We start from the raw sequence: 17639 nt of genomic DNA on the forward strand, positions 1-17639 counted from the left end.
CCCTCGTACTGGGCGTACGAGGGCGATCCCGACAACGCGGCGAGCGCGCGTGCCAGGCGTCGCGAGCCAGACGGGACTTTCGAAACACGCCCTAGCGCCAGTCGACCGCCCCGGTCGCCCTCGGCGCCGTCGATTCGATCCGCGCCCTGGTCTCCCGCATCACCGCGACGATCCGCGTCTCGTGCGCCGGCGTCAGCCGGGCCACCGGCGCCGAGCAGCTGATCGCGTCCTGCGCGGGCGTGTCGTAACGCAGCGCGAAACCGAAGCCGACGATGCCGCTCACGCCCTCCTCGCGGTCCACGGACCAGCCGCGCGCCCGCACCTCTGTCAGGTCGGCGAGGAGCGTGGCACGGCTCGTGTGCGACTGCGGGGTGAGCGCCTCGTACGGGCCCTCGGGCAGCTCCGTGTCGGGGCGTTCGGCCAGCAACGCCTTGCCCAGCGCGCCCACGTGCGCGGGGAGCCGGCGGCCGACCCTGCTGATCGTGCGCAGGTATTCGTGTGACTCACGGGTCGCCAGATAGGCCACGTCCCGCCCGTCCAGCCGGCCCAGGTGGATCGTCTCGCCCAGCGCCTCGGACGCCTCGTCGAGATACGGGCGCACCAGCCGGACCCGCGGGTCGGAGTCGAGGTAGCTCGTGCCGGTCAGCAGGGCGTGGATGCCGATGCCGTAGAGCGAGCCGGTGACGTCGGTGCGGACCCAGCCGCGGCCGATCAGGGTCTGCAGCAGCGCGTACATCGAACTGCGCGGCACTTCCAGCTCGTCCGCCAGTTCCTGCAGGCGCGCCGGACGGTCCCCGCGTGCCGCGAGCAGCTCCAGCAGCTCGACCGTGCGCGCGGCGGACTTCACCTCGCGGACGCCGCCTGTCTCCGACATGCGCCGATGGTAGTCCGGCGCCGTCGGCGCGGCGCGCGGCCGTTGACGCGGGCGTGTTCACCTACCTAGCCTTCATCTTCATACGTAGACAGGAGTGGGACGTGGACCTCGCCATCACGGACGTACGACTGACCCCGATCCTCGTCGCCGACCCGCCGCTGCTGAACACGCAGGGCGTCCACCAGCCCTACACCCCCCGGCTGATCGTGGAGATCACGACCGCCGACGGGGTCACGGGCGTCGGGGAGACCTACGGCGACACCAAGTACCTGGAACTGGCCCGGCCTCTCGCCGGACAGCTGATCGGCCGTCAGGTCAGTGATCTGAACGGGCTGTTCGTCCTCGTGGGCGCGGTGGCCGTCGACGACTCCCGGGTCTCGGGGCAGGTGGACGTGGGCGGACTGCGCGGGGTGCAGACCGCCGACAAGCTGCGGCTGTCCGTCGTCTCCGCGTTCGAGGTCGCCTGCCTCGACGCGCTCGGCAAGACGCTCGGGCTGCCGGTGCACACCCTCCTCGGCGGCAAGGTGCGCGACGCCGTCGAGTACAGCGCCTACCTCTTCTACAGGTGGGCCTGCCACCCCGAGGGCGTGGCCTGCGAGAAGGACGACTGGGGTGCCGCCGTCGACCCGGCGGGCGTGGTCGAGCAGGCCCGCCGCTTCAAGGAGCGGTACGGCTTCACCTCGTTCAAGCTCAAGGGGGGCGTCTTCCCGCCCGACGAGGAGATCGCCGCCGTGCGCGCCCTCGCCGAGGCGTTCCCGGCGCATCCGCTGCGGCTCGACCCCAACGGGGCCTGGAGCGTGGCGACTTCACTGCGGGTCGCCGAGGAGCTCGGGGACGTGCTGGAGTACCTGGAGGACCCCGCGCTCGGCACCGCCGCGATGGCCGAGGTGGCCGCGGGGACCGACGTCCCGCTCGCCACCAACATGTGCGTGACCACGTTCGCGGAGATCGCCGAGGCGTTCACCAAGGGCGCCGTGCAGGTCGTGCTCTCCGACCACCACTACTGGGGCGGACTGCGCAACACCCAGCAACTCGCCGCCGTCTGCCGCACGTTCGGCGTGGGCGTCTCCATGCACTCCAACACCCACCTGGGGATCAGCCTCGCCGCCATGACCCATGTCGCGGCCACCGTCCCCGACCTCCACCACGCCTGCGACTCCCACTACCCCTGGCAGTCCGAGGACGTCCTGACCGAACGCCTCACCTTCGACGACGGCAAGGTCACCGTGTCCGACGCCCCCGGCCTGGGCGTCGAACTCGACCACGACCGCCTGAGGTTCCTCCACGAACGCTGGCTGAACGACTCCGGCGCCCTGCGCGACCGCGACGACGCGGCGGCGATGCGCCTCAGCGAACCCGCCTGGACGACCCCGGTCGTGCCCCGCTGGTGAACCGCCGGAGCGGGCCGCCGGCGTACGGCGCCGGGTGAGCCCGGACGCGGCCGCTCCGCGGTCCCGCGCGGGGCTGCGGACGCCCGTCCGGGGTGTGGTGCACACTGGCCAGGTCGGCACCACGTCAGGGAGCGCACAGTGACCGCGTCCATCGCGTCCACCGGAGAGGGACACCACCGGCACCACCGGGAGGCACAGGTCGATCCGCTGGCCGGCCTGCGCAGCGCGGCCGACCCGCCCTGGGACGTCTACCTCACCGGCACCGTCTTCCTGGACATCATCTTCACCGGCCTCGACTCAGCGCCCGTCCGCGGCACCGAGTCCTGGGCCCGCGGCATGGGCTCCAGCCCCGGCGGCGTCGCCAACATGGCCACCGCCCTCGCCCGCCTCGGTCTGCGCACCTCCCTGGCCGCCGCCTTCGGCGACGACCACTACGGCGAGTACTGCTGGGACGCGCTGGAACAGGGCGAGGGCATCGACCTGACCCCCTCCCGCACCATCCCCCACTGGCACTCCCCGGTCACCGTCTCCATGGCCTACGAGGGCGAACGCACCATGGTCTCCCACGGCCACGAGCCGCCCCCCGAGGAGGTCCTCCTCCAGGACGGCGCCCCCGCCGCCCCGCCGCGCGCCCGCGCCGCCGTCGCCTCCCTCACCCCCGGCCGCGGCGCCCCCTGGATCGCCCGCGCCGCCGGCCTGGGCACCCGCGTCTTCGCCGACGTCGGCTGGGACGACACCGGCGCCTGGGACCTGGCCGGCCTCACCGACCTCGCGCACTGCGAGGCGTTCCTGCCGAACGCCGAGGAGGCCATGCGCTACACCGGCACCTCCTGCCCCCGCGCCGCCGCCCACGCCCTCACCGAACACGTCCCGCTCGCCGTGGTCACCCTGGGCTCCGACGGCGCGTACGCCGTCGACCGGCGCACCGGCGAGACCGCCGAGGTCCCCGCCATCGCCGTGGAGGCCCTGGACCCCACCGGCGCGGGGGACGTCTTCGTGGCCGGCTTCGTCACCGGCGCCCTCGCCGGCTGGCCGCTCGCCGACCGGCTCGCCTTCGCCGGCCTGACCGCCGCCCTCTCCGTCCAGGAGTTCGGCGGATCGCTCTCCGCCCCCGGCTGGTCCGAGATCGCCGCCTGGTGGCGCAAGGTCCAGTCGGTCGACAGCCAGGACCCCGAGGCGCTGCGCCGCTACGAGTTCCTCGACGAGCTCCTCCCGGCGGGCCGGGAGACCACCCCGTGGCCGCGCCGCCGCGCCGTCCCCACGATCGGCTTCCGCCGCTCGGCCTGAGCGCGAGCCGCGCACCCGCCCCGGCCGACGCGACTGTTCGAAAACCCCTGCGGTGTTGTCAGCCCCCTGGCGTACCCTGGAACACGCCAGGCCGCCCTCGTGGCAGGCGAGACGTATCCGGGAGGACGTAGAGGCCTTCGGGCCGGCCTATGACTGAGACACCCACAGCTCAGACGCCCGCGCAGGGCAAGGCGAGAGCACGGTTCACCGTTCCCGCCCAGCACCCCATGGTGACCGTGCTGGGATCCGGAGACTCCCTCCTGCGCGTGATCGAGACGGCCTTCCCGGCGGCCGACATCCACGTCCGGGGCAATGAGATCAGCGCTACGGGCGACCCGCACGAGGTCGCCCTCATCCAGCGCCTGTTCGACGAGATGATGCTGGTGCTCCGCACCGGGCAGCCGATGACGGAGGACGCAGTGGAACGCTCGATCGCCATGCTGCGGGCGAGTGAGAACGGGACGAGCGACGGCCAGGAGACCCCGGCCGAGGTACTGACGCAGAACATCCTGTCCTCGCGCGGCCGCACCATTCGCCCCAAGACCCTGAACCAGAAGCGCTACGTCGACGCGATCGACAAGCACACCGTCGTCTTCGGCATCGGCCCCGCCGGCACCGGAAAGACGTACCTGGCGATGGCGAAGGCGGTCCAGGCCCTGCAGTCCAAGCAGGTCAACCGCATCATCCTGACCCGCCCCGCGGTGGAGGCCGGCGAACGCCTCGGCTTCCTCCCCGGCACCCTCTACGAGAAGATCGACCCCTACCTGCGCCCGCTGTACGACGCGCTGCACGACATGCTGGACCCGGACTCGATCCCCCGGCTGATGGCGGCGGGGACGATCGAGGTCGCGCCGCTGGCGTACATGAGGGGCCGGACCCTGAACGACGCCTTCATCATCCTCGACGAGGCCCAGAACACCTCGCCCGAGCAGATGAAGATGTTCCTCACCCGGCTCGGGTTCGACTCGAAGATCGTGATCACGGGTGACGTGACGCAGGTGGACCTCCCGTCCGGGACCAAGTCGGGGCTGCGCCAGGTGCAGGAGATCTTGGAGGGCGTCCAGGACGTCCACTTCTCCCGGCTGTCGTCGCAGGACGTCGTACGGCACAAGCTGGTGGGCCGTATCGTCGACGCGTACGAGAAGTACGACAGCCACCACGGCACGGAGAACGGCACCCACAAGGGCGGCCGCAACAAGCGGAAGTAGACAAGCCAGCACCATGTCGATCGACGTCAACAACGAGTCCGGAACCGAGGTCGACGAGCAGGCGATCCTCGACATCGCCCGCTACGCGCTCGCGCGGATGCGCATCCACCCGCTCTCCGAGCTCTCGGTGATCGTCGTGGACGCCGACGCCATGGAGCAGCTCCACATCCAGTGGATGGACCTGCCCGGTCCGACGGACGTCATGTCCTTCCCGATGGACGAGCTGCGGCCGCCGTCGAAGGACGACGACGAGCCGCCGCAGGGGCTGCTCGGCGACATCGTGCTGTGCCCCGAGGTCGCCGAGAAGCAGGGCAAGGAAGCGCCGACGCAGCACTCCATGGACGAGGAGCTCCAGCTGCTCACCGTCCACGGCGTGCTGCACCTGCTGGGCTACGACCACGAGGAGGCCGACGAGAAGGCCGAGATGTTCGGCCTCCAGGCGGCCATCGTGGACGGCTGGAGGGCCGAGAAGGGCCTGACCGGCCCGTCGCCGGCGCCGACCGTCTCATGAGCCCGACGCTCGTCGCCGGCGCGGTCGCCCTGGTGATCGTGGCGTGGCTCGCCGCCTGCGCGGAGGCGGGCATCGCGCGCGTCTCCAGCTTCCGCGCCGACGAGGCCGTACGGGGCGGGCGGCGCGGCAGCGCCAAGCTGGCGCAGATCGCCGCCGACCCCACCCGCTACCTCAATGTGGCGCTGCTGGTCCGCGTCGCCTGCGAGATGGCCGCCGCCGCGCTGGTCACCTACGCCTGCCTGAACGAGATCGACGGCACGGCCGGGGCGCTGCTCGCCGCGATCGGCGTGATGGTGCTGGTGTCGTACGTCGCCGTCGGCGTCTCCCCGCGCACCATCGGCCGCCAGCACCCGCTGAACACGGCGACGGCCGCCGCGTACGTGCTGCTGCCGCTGGCGCGGATCATGGGCCCGATCCCGTCCCTGCTGATCCTGATCGGCAACGCGCTCACCCCCGGCAAGGGCTTCCGCCGGGGCCCGTTCGCCTCCGAGGCGGAGCTGCGGGCGATGGTGGACCTCGCCGAGGCGGAGTCGCTGATCGAGGACGACGAGCGCCGCATGGTGCACTCCGTCTTCGAGCTGGGCGACACGCTCGTGCGGGAGGTCATGGTGCCGCGCACGGACCTGGTCGTCATCGAGCGCTACAAGACCATCCGGCAGGCCCTCACACTGGCGCTGCGCTCCGGGTTCTCGCGGATCCCCGTCACCGGGGAGAGCGAGGACGACATCGTCGGGATCGTGTACCTGAAGGACCTGGTCCGCAAGACGCACATCAGCCGGGACGCCGAGTCCGACCTGGTGTCGACGGCGATGCGGCCCGCCGCGTTCGTGCCCGACACCAAGAACGCCGGCGATCTGCTGCGGGAGATGCAGCAGCAGCGCAACCACGTCGCCGTCGTCATCGACGAGTACGGCGGCACCGCCGGCATCGTCACCATCGAGGACATCCTCGAGGAGATCGTCGGCGAGATCACCGACGAGTACGACCGTGAGCTGCCGCCGGTGGAGGAGCTGGGCGAGGACCGCCACCGGGTGACCGCCCGTCTCGACATCACCGACCTGGGCGAGCTGTACGGCCTGGAGGAGTACGACGACGAGGACGTGGAGACCGTCGGCGGTCTGCTCGCCAAGGCGCTGGGCCGGGTGCCGATCGCCGGGGCCTCCGCGGTCGTCGACCTGCCCGACGGCCGGCTCCTGCGGCTGACGGCGGAGGCGGCGGCCGGGCGCCGGAACAAGATCGTCACAGTGCTGGCGGAGCCGGTGGACAAGCCGGAGGAGGAGCCGTCCGAGTGACGCCCCGTGCGGTCCGGGTGACACCCGAGGAGGAGACGTCCCCATGACGCCCGAGGAGTTGCGCGCCTTCTGCCTGTCCTTCGAGGCGGCGACGGAGGACTTCCCCTTCCGGCCGGAGATCTCCGTCTTCAAGGTGCTCGGCAAGATGTTCGCCCTCAGCTGGACGGACGCGCGGCCCCTGAAGGTCAACCTCAAGTGCGATCCGGAGGACGCGGTCCGGCTGCGCGCCGACCACCCGGGCCTGATCGCCCCCGGCTACCACATGAACAAGCGGCACTGGAACACGGTGACGGCCGACGGCGCGCTGCCCGACTCCCTGGTCCGGGAGCTGATCGAGGACTCCTACGACCTGGTGGTGGCGGGCCTGCCGCGCGCGGAGCGGCTGCGCCTGGACCGCCCCTGAGGGGGCACGCACCGGGTCCGTATGCTCGGGGCATGACCGACAGCACCGCGCTCGACGCCGAGGACCGCAAGATCGTCACCCTGGCCCGTTCCGCCCGGGCCCGCAACGGGGTGCCCGAGGGGGCCGCCGTACGGGACGAGACGGGGCGTACGTACGTGGCGGGGACGGTGGCGCTGCCGTCGCTGGAGCTGAGCGCGCTGCGGACGGCGGTGGCGATGGCGGTGGCGTCCGGGGCGAAGTCGCTGGAGGCGGCGGCCGTGGTCACCGAGGCGGAGTCCGTTCCCGAGGCGGACCGGGCCGCCGTCGCCGACCTGGGCGGCGCGGGCACTTCGGTGCTGGTGGCCGGCCCCGACGGCACCGTCCGGCTGACCGTCACCGCGGGCTGAGACACAAGGGCCCCCAAGGGCCTTCGGGGCCTCCCGGGCACGCCGTCCCGCCCGCCGCGGGGGCTCTTGTGTCCCCGTGTCCCGGCGGCTGGAACGCGTCGTCCGGAATTGGCCCTTGCCGTCCTCCCTCTCACGCGGGTCAATGGGCATAGTTTCCGACGGACCGTCAGATTCACCCCCCACCGGGACAAGGTGCCCGCACCCACCCGTCCCGCTCCGGCCGTCCGTCTCCCCACATCCGGGAAGGAGCCGGAACCCCCATGAGAGGCAAGCGAATCGGATCAGGTGCGGCACTGCTGGCCGGGGCCCTCGCGGTCACCGGGCTGGCGTTCGCGCCCACCGCACTCGCCGTCACCCCGACGACGGCGAGCGTCACCGCGAACTGCGGTCTGTTCGGCGGCGGAGCCGCCACCCTCACGGCCACCCAGAGCGGCACCGCGGCCACCCTCACCCTGAAGTCGACCGCGATCACCGCACCGATCCCGATCGGCGCCAACAGCATCAACTCCACCCTCACGATGGCGAACTCGACCGGCCCGGCCAGGGTCTTCACCGGCGCGGTGAACCCGGCCATGCCGACGGGCGCCCCGATCGAGGTCGGCCCGCTCAGCGGGACCGTGGCCTCCGGTGACAGCCTGGACTTCTACCGGGGCTCCCTGAAGATGGTCGTCTTCGGGATCACCGTCACCTGTACGGGGGCCGGGCCTCAGTCGCCGGGGCCGTTCGTGTTCGACTGATAACCGGTGCGAAGAGGCGCCACGGGCCGTCGGTTTCCCCGCGTCAGCAGGAAGCTGACGGTCCATCAGCCGATCTCTCCGCATCCATTGACTTCTGTCGCGATCCGCACCTCAATGCCCCCTGTCGGCGCAGAAAGAGCCGCTGCGCCCACACCCTTGAGGAGGGGGCACCATGGGTTCGACACCCCGAAGATCCCTGAGACGGCGCTGGGCGTCGCTGCTCGGGGCGACCACCCTCGCGCTCACCGCGAGCGGGGCGCTGGCGTGCCCGGCCGGCGCCGCCACCGACGTGGACTACCCCACGCACTGCGTCCCGCCGCCCATCGCGGGCATCCCGGCCATCGACGGCACCACCACCGCGAGGATCACCGCGGACAAGACGTCCGTGAAGGTCGGCGACACCGTCACCGTGACCTACACGGTGGTCAAGCCCGCCGCCAGCAATCCCACCGACCTCGCCCTGCCGGCCGACATCATGACCCCGACCGGCAAGATCACCCTCGGCGGCGCGCAGAGCGGCAGCGTGACCGTCACAGGCCCGAAGAAGAACGACCCGGTGCCCGGCAAGGGCGCCTTCCCCTCGTTCTCCATGACCGGCACGTTCACCGTCACCTCGCCCGGCGCGATCACTCTCTCGCCCGGCGACTACAACATCCACACCAGCTACATCCTCGAACTGGACACCCCCTGCACGGTGACCGACCCGCCCGCCCCGGTGTCCGAGACGGTCACCGCGACGGACGATCCGCCGGCCAACACCCGCTCCATCCAGCTCGGTTCGGCCTCCGGCGCGCCGGGCGCCGCGGTCACCGTCACCGGTGGCGGCTTCACCCCGGGCGCGAGCGTCACCCTGGCCGGACGGTCCGGGGCAGCCCAGACCGCCGACAAGGCGACCGTCACAGCGAACGCGCAGGGCGCCGTCTCCGGCTCGCTCGTCGTCAACGACCGCACCACGACCGGCGTGGTCGCGTACGAGGGCGGCGCGTGGAGCGCGGAGCGGGGCGCCGGGCCCGTCGCGTACGTCGTCATCGACGACACGCCCATACCCGCCGGGAGTCAGAAGCTGACGACCACCGTCAAGGCGGGCACCCTGTCGATGTCCCAGGCCGGGGACGCCGTGCAGTTGTCGGCGGTCGACTTCGGCACCGGCGGCGCCTCGACCGGCAACCTCAACGCGGTGACCGTCAAGGACTTCCGCGGCGGGCCCGCCGGCTGGTCCCTGACCGGCAAGGTCACCGACTTCAGCGGACCGGGCGCCAAGATCGGCGCGGGGAAGCTGAGCTGGACGCCCGAGTGCGGCACCAAGGCGGGCAGCCCCAGCACCTGTCAGGCCGGGTCGGCCGGAGCCGTGGGCGGCACGGGGGCGACCCTGGCGTCCACCCCGGACGGCACGCTCACCGGCGGTGAGTTCACCGCTTCCGCCCGACTCTCCCTCGACGTACCGGCGTTCACGCCTCCGGGCACGTACTCCGGCGTCCTGACCCTCACGCTCACCTGACCCACGTCCACCGGTGGCCGGGCGTCCTCCTCACAAGGTCCGCACCCGCCCGACCACCCCGCCGTGTCCGACGCCCGCGGGGGTCCGCACCCATGCGCAAGCCGTACGCCCTCCTCCTGACGTTCCTCACGCTCCTGTCCCTGCCGCTGGGCCTGCTCGGCCCGCTCGCGTCGCCCGCCCGGGCCGCCGACAACGGCAGCTGGTCGGTCAACCCCCTCTCGACGGCCGTCGCCGAACGGCCCTACTTCTACGTCTCCGCCGACCCCGGCCAGACGATCGAGGACACGGTCGTCGTCACCAACAAGACGGACGCGCCGCTCACCTTCCGCCTGTATGCCGCCGACGCCTACAACACCGAGCGTGACGGCGGTTTCGCCGTGCGGACGGCGGGGGAGCGGATGCGGGGCGTGGGGGCGTGGGCGAAGCCCGCGAAGGACCGGGTCACCGTGCCCGGCCGAGGCACCGCCACCGTGCCGTTCACGATCCGCGTCCCCGAGGACGCCGAGCCCGGCGACCACCCCGGTGCGATCGTCGCCCTCGACGAGCGGGTCGACAAGGGGGGCGCGGGGGTCGCGCTCGGCGTGCGACGCGCCGTCGGGGCCCGCGTCTACCTCCAGGTCGGCGGCCCCACCCTGCCCGCGCTCACCGTCGAGGACGTCCGCGTCGAACAGAGCCGGCCGCTGGTTCCCGGCTTCGGCGACAGCGAGGCGACGATCTCCTACACGCTGCGCAACACCGGCAACGTCACCCTGAACCCGAAGGTCGAACTGAAGGCCAGCGGCCTGTTCGGCCGCACCCTGCTCTCCCGCGATCTGACGAGGATCCCCTCGGAACTCCTCCCGGGCCAGCGCGTCCAGCTCTCGGAACCCTGGCACGGAGCACCCCAACTCGACTGGGGGAAGGTGACGCTGACGGCGAGCGCCAGGGAAACGAGGGAGTCGGCGAGCGCCGGGTTCTTCGCCCTGCCGTGGTCGGCGGCGCTGCTGCTGGGCGCGGCCATGGGCGCGGGAACGGTGCTCCTGCTCAGGAGACGCCGGGCGCGCCGCTCTGACGGGACGCGGCCGGCCGAAGCGGACCCGGGGACGAAAGCCCGTGCGGCGACCCGGGTCTAACAGCTCCGAACAAAAGTGGAGCCCGGCTCGGACTCCACTTTTGTTCGGAGCTCTAAAGGGCGTCGGGCCCGCGCTCACCCGTCCGCACCCGCACCACCGTCTCCACCGGCACCGCCCACACCTTCCCGTCCCCGATCTTCCCGGTCTGCGCGGCGCGCACGATCGCGTCGATGACGTCGTCCGCCGCCGCGTCCTCGACGACGACCTCGATACGGACCTTGGGCACCAGGTCGACCTGGTACTCGGCGCCGCGGTACACCTCGGTGTGGCCGCGCTGCCGGCCGTAGCCGCTGGCCTCGGTGACCGTGAGGCCGTGCACGCCGAGCTCCTGCAGGGCGTTCTTGACCTCGTCGAGGCGGTACGGCTTGACGATCGCGGTGATGAGCTTCATGCCTGGGGGGTGGCCTTCTGGACGGAGGAGAGGGTGGAGGAGCTGACCGGGGCGCCATGGCCCAGGACGCCGTGATCGTATGCGCTCTCGGCGTGCACCGTAAGGTCCAGGCCGGTCTGCTCCTGCTCCTCGTCCGCCCGGAAGCCGATCGTGCGGTCCAGCAGTTTGCCGATGCCGTACGTCACGAGGAAGGCGTACGCCCCGACGGCGACGACGGCCACCGACTGCCTGCCGAGCAGGGCGAGGCCGCCGCCGTGCACGAGGCCCTCGGGGCCGCCAGTCATCGACTCGACGGCGAACACGCCGATCAGGAGGGTGCCGATGACGCCGCCGACCAGGTGGACGCCCACGACGTCGAGCGAGTCGTCGTAGTTGAGCTTGAACTTCCAGCCCACCGCGTACGAGCAGACGACGCCGGCGGCGAGGCCGACGACCAGCGCGCCGAGCAGGGAGACCGAGCCGCAGGACGGGGTGATCGCGACCAGGCCGGCCACCGCGCCGGAGGCCGCGCCCAGGGTGGTGGGGTGGCCGTCGCGCTTCTGCTCGACGAAGAGCCAGCCGAGCAGGCCGGTGCAGCCGGCGGCGAGGGTGTTCAGGAAGACGGCGGCCGCGAGGCCGTTCGCGCCGAGCGCGGAGCCCGCGTTGAAGCCGAACCAGCCGAACCACAGCAGTCCGGCGCCCAGCACGACCATGGGAAGGTTGTGCGGACGCATCGCGTCCTTCTTGAAGCCCAGACGCGGGCCGAGGACCAGGCAGAGCGCCAGTCCGGAGGCGCCGGAGGTGATCTCGACCGGGAGACCCCCCGCGAAGTCGAGCGCGCCGAGCCCGTCCAGGATCCAGCCGCCGGGCCCCCACACCCAGTGGGCGACGGGAACGTATACGACGAGCGCCCAGAGGGGGACGAAGACCAGCCATGCGGCGAACTTCGCGCGGTCCGCGATCGCGCCGCTCACCAGGGCCGCCGTGATGATCGCGAAGGTGAGCTGGAAGGTGGCGAACAGGACGGTGGGGACCGTGCCGTGGACGCTGTCCGGGCCGACGCCCGCCATGCCGGCGTGGTCCAGGACGCCGACCAGACCGCCGCCGGCGTCGTCGCCGAAGGCGAGGGAGTAGCCCGCGGCCAGCCACACCACCGTGACCAGGGCGATGGACACGAAGCTCATCATCAGCATGTTCAGGACGCTCTTCGTGCGGACCATGCCGCCGTAGAAGAGGGCCAGGCCCGGGGTCATCAGCAGGACCAGTGCGGTGGCGGCGAGCAGCCAGGCGGTGTCGCCGGTGTCCACCTGTGCGGCGGCGGCAAGGATCACGGTCGTCTCCAACGGTGTGGGGGCTCGTCAGAGGTTCACGGCAGCGCGTTACCGGTTGCGTACGGGTGTGTTTCCGTGACGTTTCGTTGCGTGCGGGTTTCGGGAAGCTCACGTGTCGGCGGGGCCGCGTGGATCAGGGACAATGGTCGCCATGAGCGTTCGCACCCAGTCATCCGAACAGTCGGCCGAGGCCGCGCACCGGGCCGGTTTCGCCTGCTTCGTGGGCCGCCCCAACGCCGGCAAGTCCACCCTCACGAACGCTCTGGTCGGGAAGAAGGTGGCGATCACCTCCAACCGTCCGCAGACCACGCGGCACACGGTCCGGGGCATCGTGCACCGGCCCGAGGCCCAGCTGATCCTGGTGGACACCCCGGGACTGCACAAGCCGCGCACGCTGCTGGGGGAGCGGCTGAACGACGTCGTGCGGACGACCTGGGCCGAGGTGGACGTGATCGGGTTCTGCCTCCCGGCGAACGAGAAGCTGGGTCCCGGCGACCGGTTCATCGCCAAGGAGCTGGCCGGGATCAAGCGGACGCCGAAGGTCGCCGTCGTGACGAAGACCGACCTCGTCGACTCCAAGGCGCTCGCAGAGCAGCTGATCGCGATCGACCAGCTGGGCAAGGAGCTGGGGATCGAGTGGGCGGAGATCGTCCCGGTCTCGGCGGTCGGGGACCAGCAGGTCGAGCTGCTGGCGGATCTGCTCGTGCCGATGCTTCCGGAGAGCCCGCCGCTGTACCCGGAGGGCGACCTCACCGACGAGCCCGAGCAGGTGATGGTGGCGGAGCTGATCCGCGAGGCCGCGCTGGAGGGCGTGCGCGACGAGCTTCCGCACTCCATCGCCGTCGTCGTCGAGGAGATGCTGCCGCGCGAGGACCGGCCCGCCGACCGGCCGCTCCTCGACATCCACGCGAACATCTACATCGAGCGGCCCAGCCAGAAGGGCATCATCATCGGCCCGAAGGGACGGCGCCTGAAGGACGTGGGCATCAAGTCCCGCAAGCAGATCGAGGCGCTGCTCGGGACGCCGGTCTTCCTGGACCTGCACGTCAAGGTGGCCAAGGACTGGCAGCGGGACCCCAAGCAGCTGCGCAAGCTGGGCTTCTGACGGACGCCCCGCCTCCCTCACCGGTACCGGTACCGGTTCAGTCCACCCCCTTGATCCGGCCCACCAGCACCGCGCCCGCGAGGCCGACCGCGGCCGCGATGCCGTACAGGGCCGGATAGCCGCCCAGGTGGGTGACGATCGGGGCGGCCAGGGCCGGGGCCGTCACCTGGGGGAGGGAGTTGGCGACGTTGATGACGCCGAGGTCCTTGCCGCGGTCCAGCGCCTTCGGCAGGACGTCCGTCATCAGGGCGAAGTCGACGGAGGTGAACACGCCGAAGCCGACGCCCAGCACCGCCGCCGCGACGATCGCCCCCGGCCAGGTCTGCCACACCGCCAGCGCCCCCGTCGCCACCGCCATTAGCACTCCGGACCAGATCACGAACGGCTTGCGCCGGCCCACCCGGTCCGACCAGACGCCCCCGACGACGACCGTGGCGAGCAGCGTCACCCCGTTCACGGCCGTCAGGATCAGCACCCCCTCCTCGGGATCGGCGTGATGGAGGCGGTCGCGCAGGTAGTAGAGCAGGTACAGCAGCACCAGCGCGTTGCTGAGGTTCATCAGGAAGCGGGTCAGCCAGGCCCAGCCCAGGTCGGGGTAGCGGCGCGGGCTCAGCCAGAAGCCGGTCAGGAAGCCCCGCCAGGACCAGGCGGGACGGTCCGCCGTCGCCAGCCGCAGATCCGCGTACTTCCACACGTACGGCAGGACCCCGACGAGGCTGAACACGGCGCAGGCCGCGTAGCCCGCCCCCACGCCCCCGGCGGCCATCGCGAGTCCCGTGCCGCCGACCACGCCCAGGACCTGCGCCGCGCCCAGCCAGCCGCCCACCGAGCCGCGCTGGAGGCGGGGCACCCGGTCGGGGACCGCCGCCGTCACCGCCGCGAAGGCCGCGTTCAGGGTCAGCTGCGCCAGACACCAGCCGAGCGCCATGGTCCACACGCCGTCCGCGGCGGCCAGCGCCAGCAGCGACAGGGCCCCGCCGGCGGCGCCGGCCACGATCCACGGCGTGCGGCGGCCGTGGCGGGACGTGGTGCGGTCCGACAGGGCGCCGAAGAGCGGGTTCGCGACGAGGGAGACGACCGCGCCGACGCCTGTCACCCACGCCAGCATCGTCTCCTTGGACATGCCGGAGCCGGGTGCGAAGTCCTCCGCCTGGGAGGCCAGCAGGATCTGCAGCGGGCCGTACCAGCCCGCCCAGATCGCCCCGTTGGCGAGGGACAGCGCAGCCGTCCAGCCCCGGCCGACCCGGTCCACCGGCTCGGCCAGGGCCAGGCCGGCCGTGGGGGGCGCCGTCGTCATCTCTGCGCCCGCAGTACGTCCCGCAGCCAGGAGTAGGACGCCTTGGGGGTCCTGGCCTGGGTCTCGAAGTCGACGTGGACCAGGCCGAAGCGGCGCTGATAGCCCTCCGCCCACTCGAAGTTGTCCAGCAGCGACCAGACGAAGTAGCCGCGCACGTCGACGCCCGCCTCCACCGCCCGGTGCAGGGCGCGCAGATGGCCGTCCAGGTAGGCGATGCGGTCCTGGTCGTCGACGCCGGGGTAGCTGCAGCCGTTCTCGGTGATGACGACCGGGGGGAGGCGGTCGCCGTAGCGGTCCTTGAACGTGGTGAGCAGTTCCGTCAGTCCCTCGGGGACCACCGGCCAGCCGAAGTCCGTCACCGGGACCCCTTCGATCTCCCGTACGGAGAAGGGGAGTTCGGCGGGCATGCGCACGCCGCCGAACTCGATCTCCGTGCCCTGCGGCGCGCCGACCCTGGTGGGGGCGTAGTAGTTGACGCCGTACCAGTCGACCGGCTCGCCGATGACCTTCAGATCGGACTGCACGTCGCCGGGCATCAACTCGCCCAGCCCCTCGGGGTATTCACCCAGCAGCACCGGCTCGGCGAACAGGCGGTTGAGCAGGACGTCGTAGAACGCGGCCGCCTCCACGTCGGCGGGCTCCTCGGAGGCCGGCCAGGTCGGGCCGTGGGAGTTGGCGATGCCGATGTCCGTGGCGCCGGCCGCGCGCAGGGCCCGTACCGCCAGCCCGTGGCCGAGGAGCTGGTGGTGGGCGACCGGCAGGGCGTCGAAGAGGAGCTGTCTGCCGGGGGCGTGGGTGCCGAGCGCGTGGCCCAGCAGGGTGTGCTCGGCGGGCTCGTTGAGGGTGATCCACTTGCCCACCCGGTCGCCGAGGCGGGCGGCGACGACGCTGACGTGGTCGGCGAAGCGGTACGCCGTGTCCCGCTCCAGCCAGTCCAGGTCCACGGGGAGGTCCCAGTGGAAGAGGGTGGGCACGGGGCGGACGCCCGCCGCGCACAGCTCGTCCACCAGCCGGTCGTAGAAGTCGAGGCCGCCGGGGGAGTTCACCCGGGGCCAGGAGACGGAGAAGCGGTAGGCGTCCACGCCGAGGCCGGCCAGCAGGGCCACGTCCTCGGGGTAGCGGTGGTAGTGGTCGCAGGCCACCGCCGCCGTCGAGCCGTCCTTGACCCGGCCCGGCTCGGCGGTGAAGGAGTCCCACACCGACGGCCCGCGCTGGTCGGCCGCCCCCTCGATCTGGTGGGCGGAGGTGGAGACGCCCCACAGGAAGCCGTCGGGGAACCGGGGGATCGGGTGCGTCGCGTCGCGCTGATCGGTAGCCATGCGCCGGATCATCCGTACCAGCGGTAACGGAAGTCAACGGGCGGGCGGGAACGTCCAGTTACGCCCCTTCTTTCAGCACCCGCGTGATCAGCCTGCGCTGTTCCTCCGTGAGCCGGGGGTCGGCCGCGTACACGGTCCGGCCGTCCACGGTGATCTCGTAGGCGAAGCCGTCCGGCACCCCGGCCGGGGGCACGTCCTGGCCGTCGGCCGTCGCCTTCTCGGCCAGGGCGTGCCACTCGTCGGCGTCGGGCCGCCCCGAGGTGTCCACCTCGGCGTGCCGCTCGATGCCCGCGAAACCGCCCGTGCGCGTCACCTGAATCCGCATGGGTCCTGTCTAGTACGAAAGGGTCCGGTCCGGTGCCCGCGTCACAGGATTCGCACCCCGACGCGCTCCCACGCCTTCTCCACGGCCAGGAGTTCCTCGCCGCCGTCGCCGAAGCGCTCGCGGGCGGCCTTGACGGTCAGCGCGGCGAAGTCGGTGAAGAAGGCCCGCTCCCGCAGCTCCCCGCCGGTGAGGACGTCGTACCAGATCTGGCCCGCCTTCTCCCAGGCGAAGCCGCCGAGGGCGGTGGCGGCCAGGTAGAACGCGTGGTTGGGGATGCCGGAGTTGATGTGGACGCCGCCGTTGTCGCGGCCGGTGCGGACGTAGTCGTCCATGGTCGCGGGCTGCGGGTCCTTGCCGAGGACGTCGTCGTCGTACGCCGTGCCCGGGGCCTTCATCGAGCGCAGGGCCTGGCCGGTCACGCTCGGGGCGAGGAGTCCGGCGCCGATCAGCCAGTCGGCCTCGGCGGCGGTCTGGCCGAGCGTGTACTGCTTGATGAGCGAGCCGAACACGTCGGACATCGACTCGTTGAGGGCGCCCGGCTGGCCGTAGTAGGTGAGGTTCGCGGTGTACTGGGTGACGCCGTGGGTCAGCTCGTGGCCGATGACGTCGACGGAGTTGGTGAAGTCGACGAAGATCTCGCCGTCGCCGTCGCCGAACACCATCTGCTCGCCGTTCCAGAAGGCGTTGTTGTAGTCCCGGTCGTAGTGGACGGTGGCGTCCAGGGGCAGGCCGTCGCCGTCGATGGAGTGGCGGCCGTAGGCCTTCAGGAAGAGCTCGAAGGTGGAACCGAGGCCGGACCAGGCGCGGTTGACCGTGGCGTCGCGGCCGGGGTCCTCTCCCTCGCCGCGGACCTTGACGCCGGGCAGGTCGGTGCCGTGCCCGGCGTCGTAGACGGTCCGCAGCGGCCGGTCGGACGGCGCCTTCGCCGCCGGGGCCGCCGCGAGGCGGAACTCGGTGGTCACGCTGCGCGCTGCGCGCAGTTCGCTGTCGCGCACCAGGGTGCGGCGGGCGGGACCGGAGAGCGCGGGGTCGTCGTGACGGGCCAGCCGGTGGAGGACGTGCGGCGGTACGACGGTGCAGAAGACGGGCTCGAAGCCCCCGTGGGTCGTCATGCCCGGCACCTTTGCACTGAGTGATGCCACTGTCACTAGAGGCAACCATGATTGGTGAAATACGGTGACATACGGGCCCGA

At 71.9% G+C, this 17639-nt stretch carries 18 protein-coding genes; 11 read left to right on the forward strand and 7 right to left on the reverse strand.

All coding sequences use genetic code 11. The annotated features are described in order from the left end of the window. Positions 1-91 precede the first annotated feature (91 nt). Positions 92-874 (reverse strand): IclR family transcriptional regulator, encoded by a 783-nt coding sequence (locus tag ACIRS4_RS31250; protein WP_404202410.1) that lies wholly within the window; start codon positions 872-874, stop codon positions 92-94. A gap of 101 nt (positions 875-975) precedes the next feature. On the opposite strand from ACIRS4_RS31250, the gene ACIRS4_RS31255 reads away from it, so the two are divergent. The 10 genes from ACIRS4_RS31255 (at position 976) to ACIRS4_RS31300 (ending at position 10699) form a co-directional block, all read left to right on the forward strand. Beyond that, on the forward strand, positions 976-2265 hold the full coding sequence (locus ACIRS4_RS31255; RefSeq protein ID WP_404202412.1) for a glucarate dehydratase family protein: 1290 nt from the start codon (positions 976-978) through the stop codon (positions 2263-2265). Between the two features lie 138 nt (positions 2266-2403). Continuing rightward, positions 2404-3552 carry a carbohydrate kinase family protein gene (locus ACIRS4_RS31260; protein WP_404202414.1) on the forward strand — a complete coding sequence of 383 codons (1149 nt, stop codon included), beginning with the start codon at positions 2404-2406 and terminating at the stop codon, positions 3550-3552. Between the two features lie 149 nt (positions 3553-3701). After that, positions 3702-4760 (forward strand): PhoH family protein, encoded by a 1059-nt coding sequence (locus ACIRS4_RS31265; protein ID WP_358794190.1) that lies wholly within the window; start codon positions 3702-3704, stop codon positions 4758-4760. Positions 4761-4773: 13 nt separating this feature from the next. Beyond that, the gene (ybeY, locus tag ACIRS4_RS31270) at positions 4774-5271 is read left to right on the forward strand and encodes an rRNA maturation RNase YbeY (RefSeq protein WP_351091123.1); all 498 of its coding nucleotides are present in this window, start codon (positions 4774-4776) and stop codon (positions 5269-5271) included. Continuing rightward, positions 5268-6563, forward strand: a complete 1296-nt coding sequence (locus ACIRS4_RS31275) for a hemolysin family protein (protein WP_404202417.1) — start codon at positions 5268-5270, stop codon at positions 6561-6563. Before ybeY ends, ACIRS4_RS31275 begins: the two co-directional genes overlap by 4 nt. Before the next feature lie 43 nt (positions 6564-6606). After that, positions 6607-6966 (forward strand): MmcQ/YjbR family DNA-binding protein, encoded by a 360-nt coding sequence (locus ACIRS4_RS31280; protein ID WP_404202419.1) that lies wholly within the window; start codon positions 6607-6609, stop codon positions 6964-6966. Between the two features lie 32 nt (positions 6967-6998). Then, positions 6999-7352: a cytidine deaminase gene (locus ACIRS4_RS31285; protein ID WP_404202421.1), complete on the forward strand. Its 354-nt coding sequence runs from the start codon at positions 6999-7001 to the stop codon at positions 7350-7352. A 260-nt stretch (positions 7353-7612) separates the two neighbouring features. Continuing rightward, a complete protein-coding gene (locus ACIRS4_RS31290) occupies positions 7613-8089 on the forward strand; it encodes a hypothetical protein (RefSeq protein WP_404202423.1) in 477 nt (158 codons plus the stop codon). Positions 8090-8261: 172 nt separating this feature from the next. Next, positions 8262-9587, forward strand: a complete 1326-nt coding sequence (locus tag ACIRS4_RS31295) for a beta-xylosidase (protein WP_404202425.1) — start codon at positions 8262-8264, stop codon at positions 9585-9587. A 92-nt stretch (positions 9588-9679) separates the two neighbouring features. Then, positions 9680-10699: a WxL protein peptidoglycan domain-containing protein gene (locus ACIRS4_RS31300; protein ID WP_404202427.1), complete on the forward strand. Its 1020-nt coding sequence runs from the start codon at positions 9680-9682 to the stop codon at positions 10697-10699. Positions 10700-10751: 52 nt separating this feature from the next. Here ACIRS4_RS31300 and ACIRS4_RS31305 read toward each other — a convergent pair whose 3' ends face one another. Both ACIRS4_RS31305 and ACIRS4_RS31310 read right to left on the reverse strand, forming a co-directional pair. Next, on the reverse strand, positions 10752-11090 hold the full coding sequence (locus tag ACIRS4_RS31305; protein ID WP_404202429.1) for a P-II family nitrogen regulator: 339 nt from the start codon (positions 11088-11090) through the stop codon (positions 10752-10754). Then, positions 11087-12397, reverse strand: coding sequence for an ammonium transporter (locus tag ACIRS4_RS31310; RefSeq protein ID WP_404202562.1), 1311 nt, complete (start codon positions 12395-12397; stop codon positions 11087-11089). Before ACIRS4_RS31310 ends, ACIRS4_RS31305 begins: the two co-directional genes overlap by 4 nt. Before the next feature lie 154 nt (positions 12398-12551). Between ACIRS4_RS31310 and era the strand changes: the two genes are divergently transcribed. Next, on the forward strand, positions 12552-13505 hold the full coding sequence (era, locus tag ACIRS4_RS31315) for a GTPase Era (protein ID WP_358794182.1): 954 nt from the start codon (positions 12552-12554) through the stop codon (positions 13503-13505). 37 nt (positions 13506-13542) lie between these two features. Here the strand turns inward: era and ACIRS4_RS31320 are convergent, their stop codons facing one another. The 4 genes from ACIRS4_RS31320 to ACIRS4_RS31335 are packed head-to-tail and all read right to left on the reverse strand — an operon-like array spanning position 13543 to position 17558. Then, the gene (locus tag ACIRS4_RS31320; protein ID WP_404202432.1) at positions 13543-14802 is read right to left on the reverse strand and encodes an MFS transporter; all 1260 of its coding nucleotides are present in this window, start codon (positions 14800-14802) and stop codon (positions 13543-13545) included. After that, positions 14799-16121: a GH1 family beta-glucosidase gene (locus ACIRS4_RS31325; protein ID WP_404202434.1), complete on the reverse strand. Its 1323-nt coding sequence runs from the start codon at positions 16119-16121 to the stop codon at positions 14799-14801. Before ACIRS4_RS31325 ends, ACIRS4_RS31320 begins: the two co-directional genes overlap by 4 nt. A 58-nt stretch (positions 16122-16179) precedes the next feature. Next, entirely contained in the window at positions 16180-16446 is a 267-nt protein-coding gene (locus ACIRS4_RS31330) for a protealysin inhibitor emfourin (RefSeq protein ID WP_404202436.1), read from the reverse strand. 41 nt (positions 16447-16487) lie between these two features. Beyond that, positions 16488-17558 carry a M4 family metallopeptidase gene (locus tag ACIRS4_RS31335; protein WP_404202438.1) on the reverse strand — a complete coding sequence of 357 codons (1071 nt, stop codon included), beginning with the start codon at positions 17556-17558 and terminating at the stop codon, positions 16488-16490. Positions 17559-17639 lie beyond the last annotated feature (81 nt).

It is taken from the genome of Streptomyces sp. NPDC101166 (assembly GCF_044768125.1).
Lineage (GTDB): Bacteria > Actinomycetota > Actinomycetes > Streptomycetales > Streptomycetaceae > Streptomyces.

Bases quoted from the DNA above. Each gene is read 5' to 3' on its own strand.
- ACIRS4_RS31250 (WP_404202410.1), bottom strand. From the start codon at position 874: ATGTCGGAGACAGGCGGCGTCCGCGAGGTGAAGTCCGCCGCGCGCACG.
- ACIRS4_RS31265 (WP_358794190.1), top strand. From the start codon at position 3,702: ATGACTGAGACACCCACAGCTCAGACGCCCGCGCAGGGCAAGGCGAGA.
- ybeY (WP_351091123.1), top strand. From the start codon at position 4,774: ATGTCGATCGACGTCAACAACGAGTCCGGAACCGAGGTCGACGAGCAG.
- ACIRS4_RS31275 (WP_404202417.1), top strand. From the start codon at position 5,268: ATGAGCCCGACGCTCGTCGCCGGCGCGGTCGCCCTGGTGATCGTGGCG.
- ACIRS4_RS31280 (WP_404202419.1), top strand. From the start codon at position 6,607: ATGACGCCCGAGGAGTTGCGCGCCTTCTGCCTGTCCTTCGAGGCGGCG.
- ACIRS4_RS31285 (WP_404202421.1), top strand. From the start codon at position 6,999: ATGACCGACAGCACCGCGCTCGACGCCGAGGACCGCAAGATCGTCACC.
- ACIRS4_RS31290 (WP_404202423.1), top strand. From the start codon at position 7,613: ATGAGAGGCAAGCGAATCGGATCAGGTGCGGCACTGCTGGCCGGGGCC.
- ACIRS4_RS31295 (WP_404202425.1), top strand. From the start codon at position 8,262: ATGGGTTCGACACCCCGAAGATCCCTGAGACGGCGCTGGGCGTCGCTG.
- ACIRS4_RS31300 (WP_404202427.1), top strand. From the start codon at position 9,680: ATGCGCAAGCCGTACGCCCTCCTCCTGACGTTCCTCACGCTCCTGTCC.
- ACIRS4_RS31305 (WP_404202429.1), bottom strand. From the start codon at position 11,090: ATGAAGCTCATCACCGCGATCGTCAAGCCGTACCGCCTCGACGAGGTC.
- era (WP_358794182.1), top strand. From the start codon at position 12,552: ATGAGCGTTCGCACCCAGTCATCCGAACAGTCGGCCGAGGCCGCGCAC.
- ACIRS4_RS31320 (WP_404202432.1), bottom strand. From the start codon at position 14,802: ATGACGACGGCGCCCCCCACGGCCGGCCTGGCCCTGGCCGAGCCGGTG.
- ACIRS4_RS31325 (WP_404202434.1), bottom strand. From the start codon at position 16,121: ATGGCTACCGATCAGCGCGACGCGACGCACCCGATCCCCCGGTTCCCC.
- ACIRS4_RS31330 (WP_404202436.1), bottom strand. From the start codon at position 16,446: ATGCGGATTCAGGTGACGCGCACGGGCGGTTTCGCGGGCATCGAGCGG.
- ACIRS4_RS31335 (WP_404202438.1), bottom strand. From the start codon at position 17,558: ATGACGACCCACGGGGGCTTCGAGCCCGTCTTCTGCACCGTCGTACCG.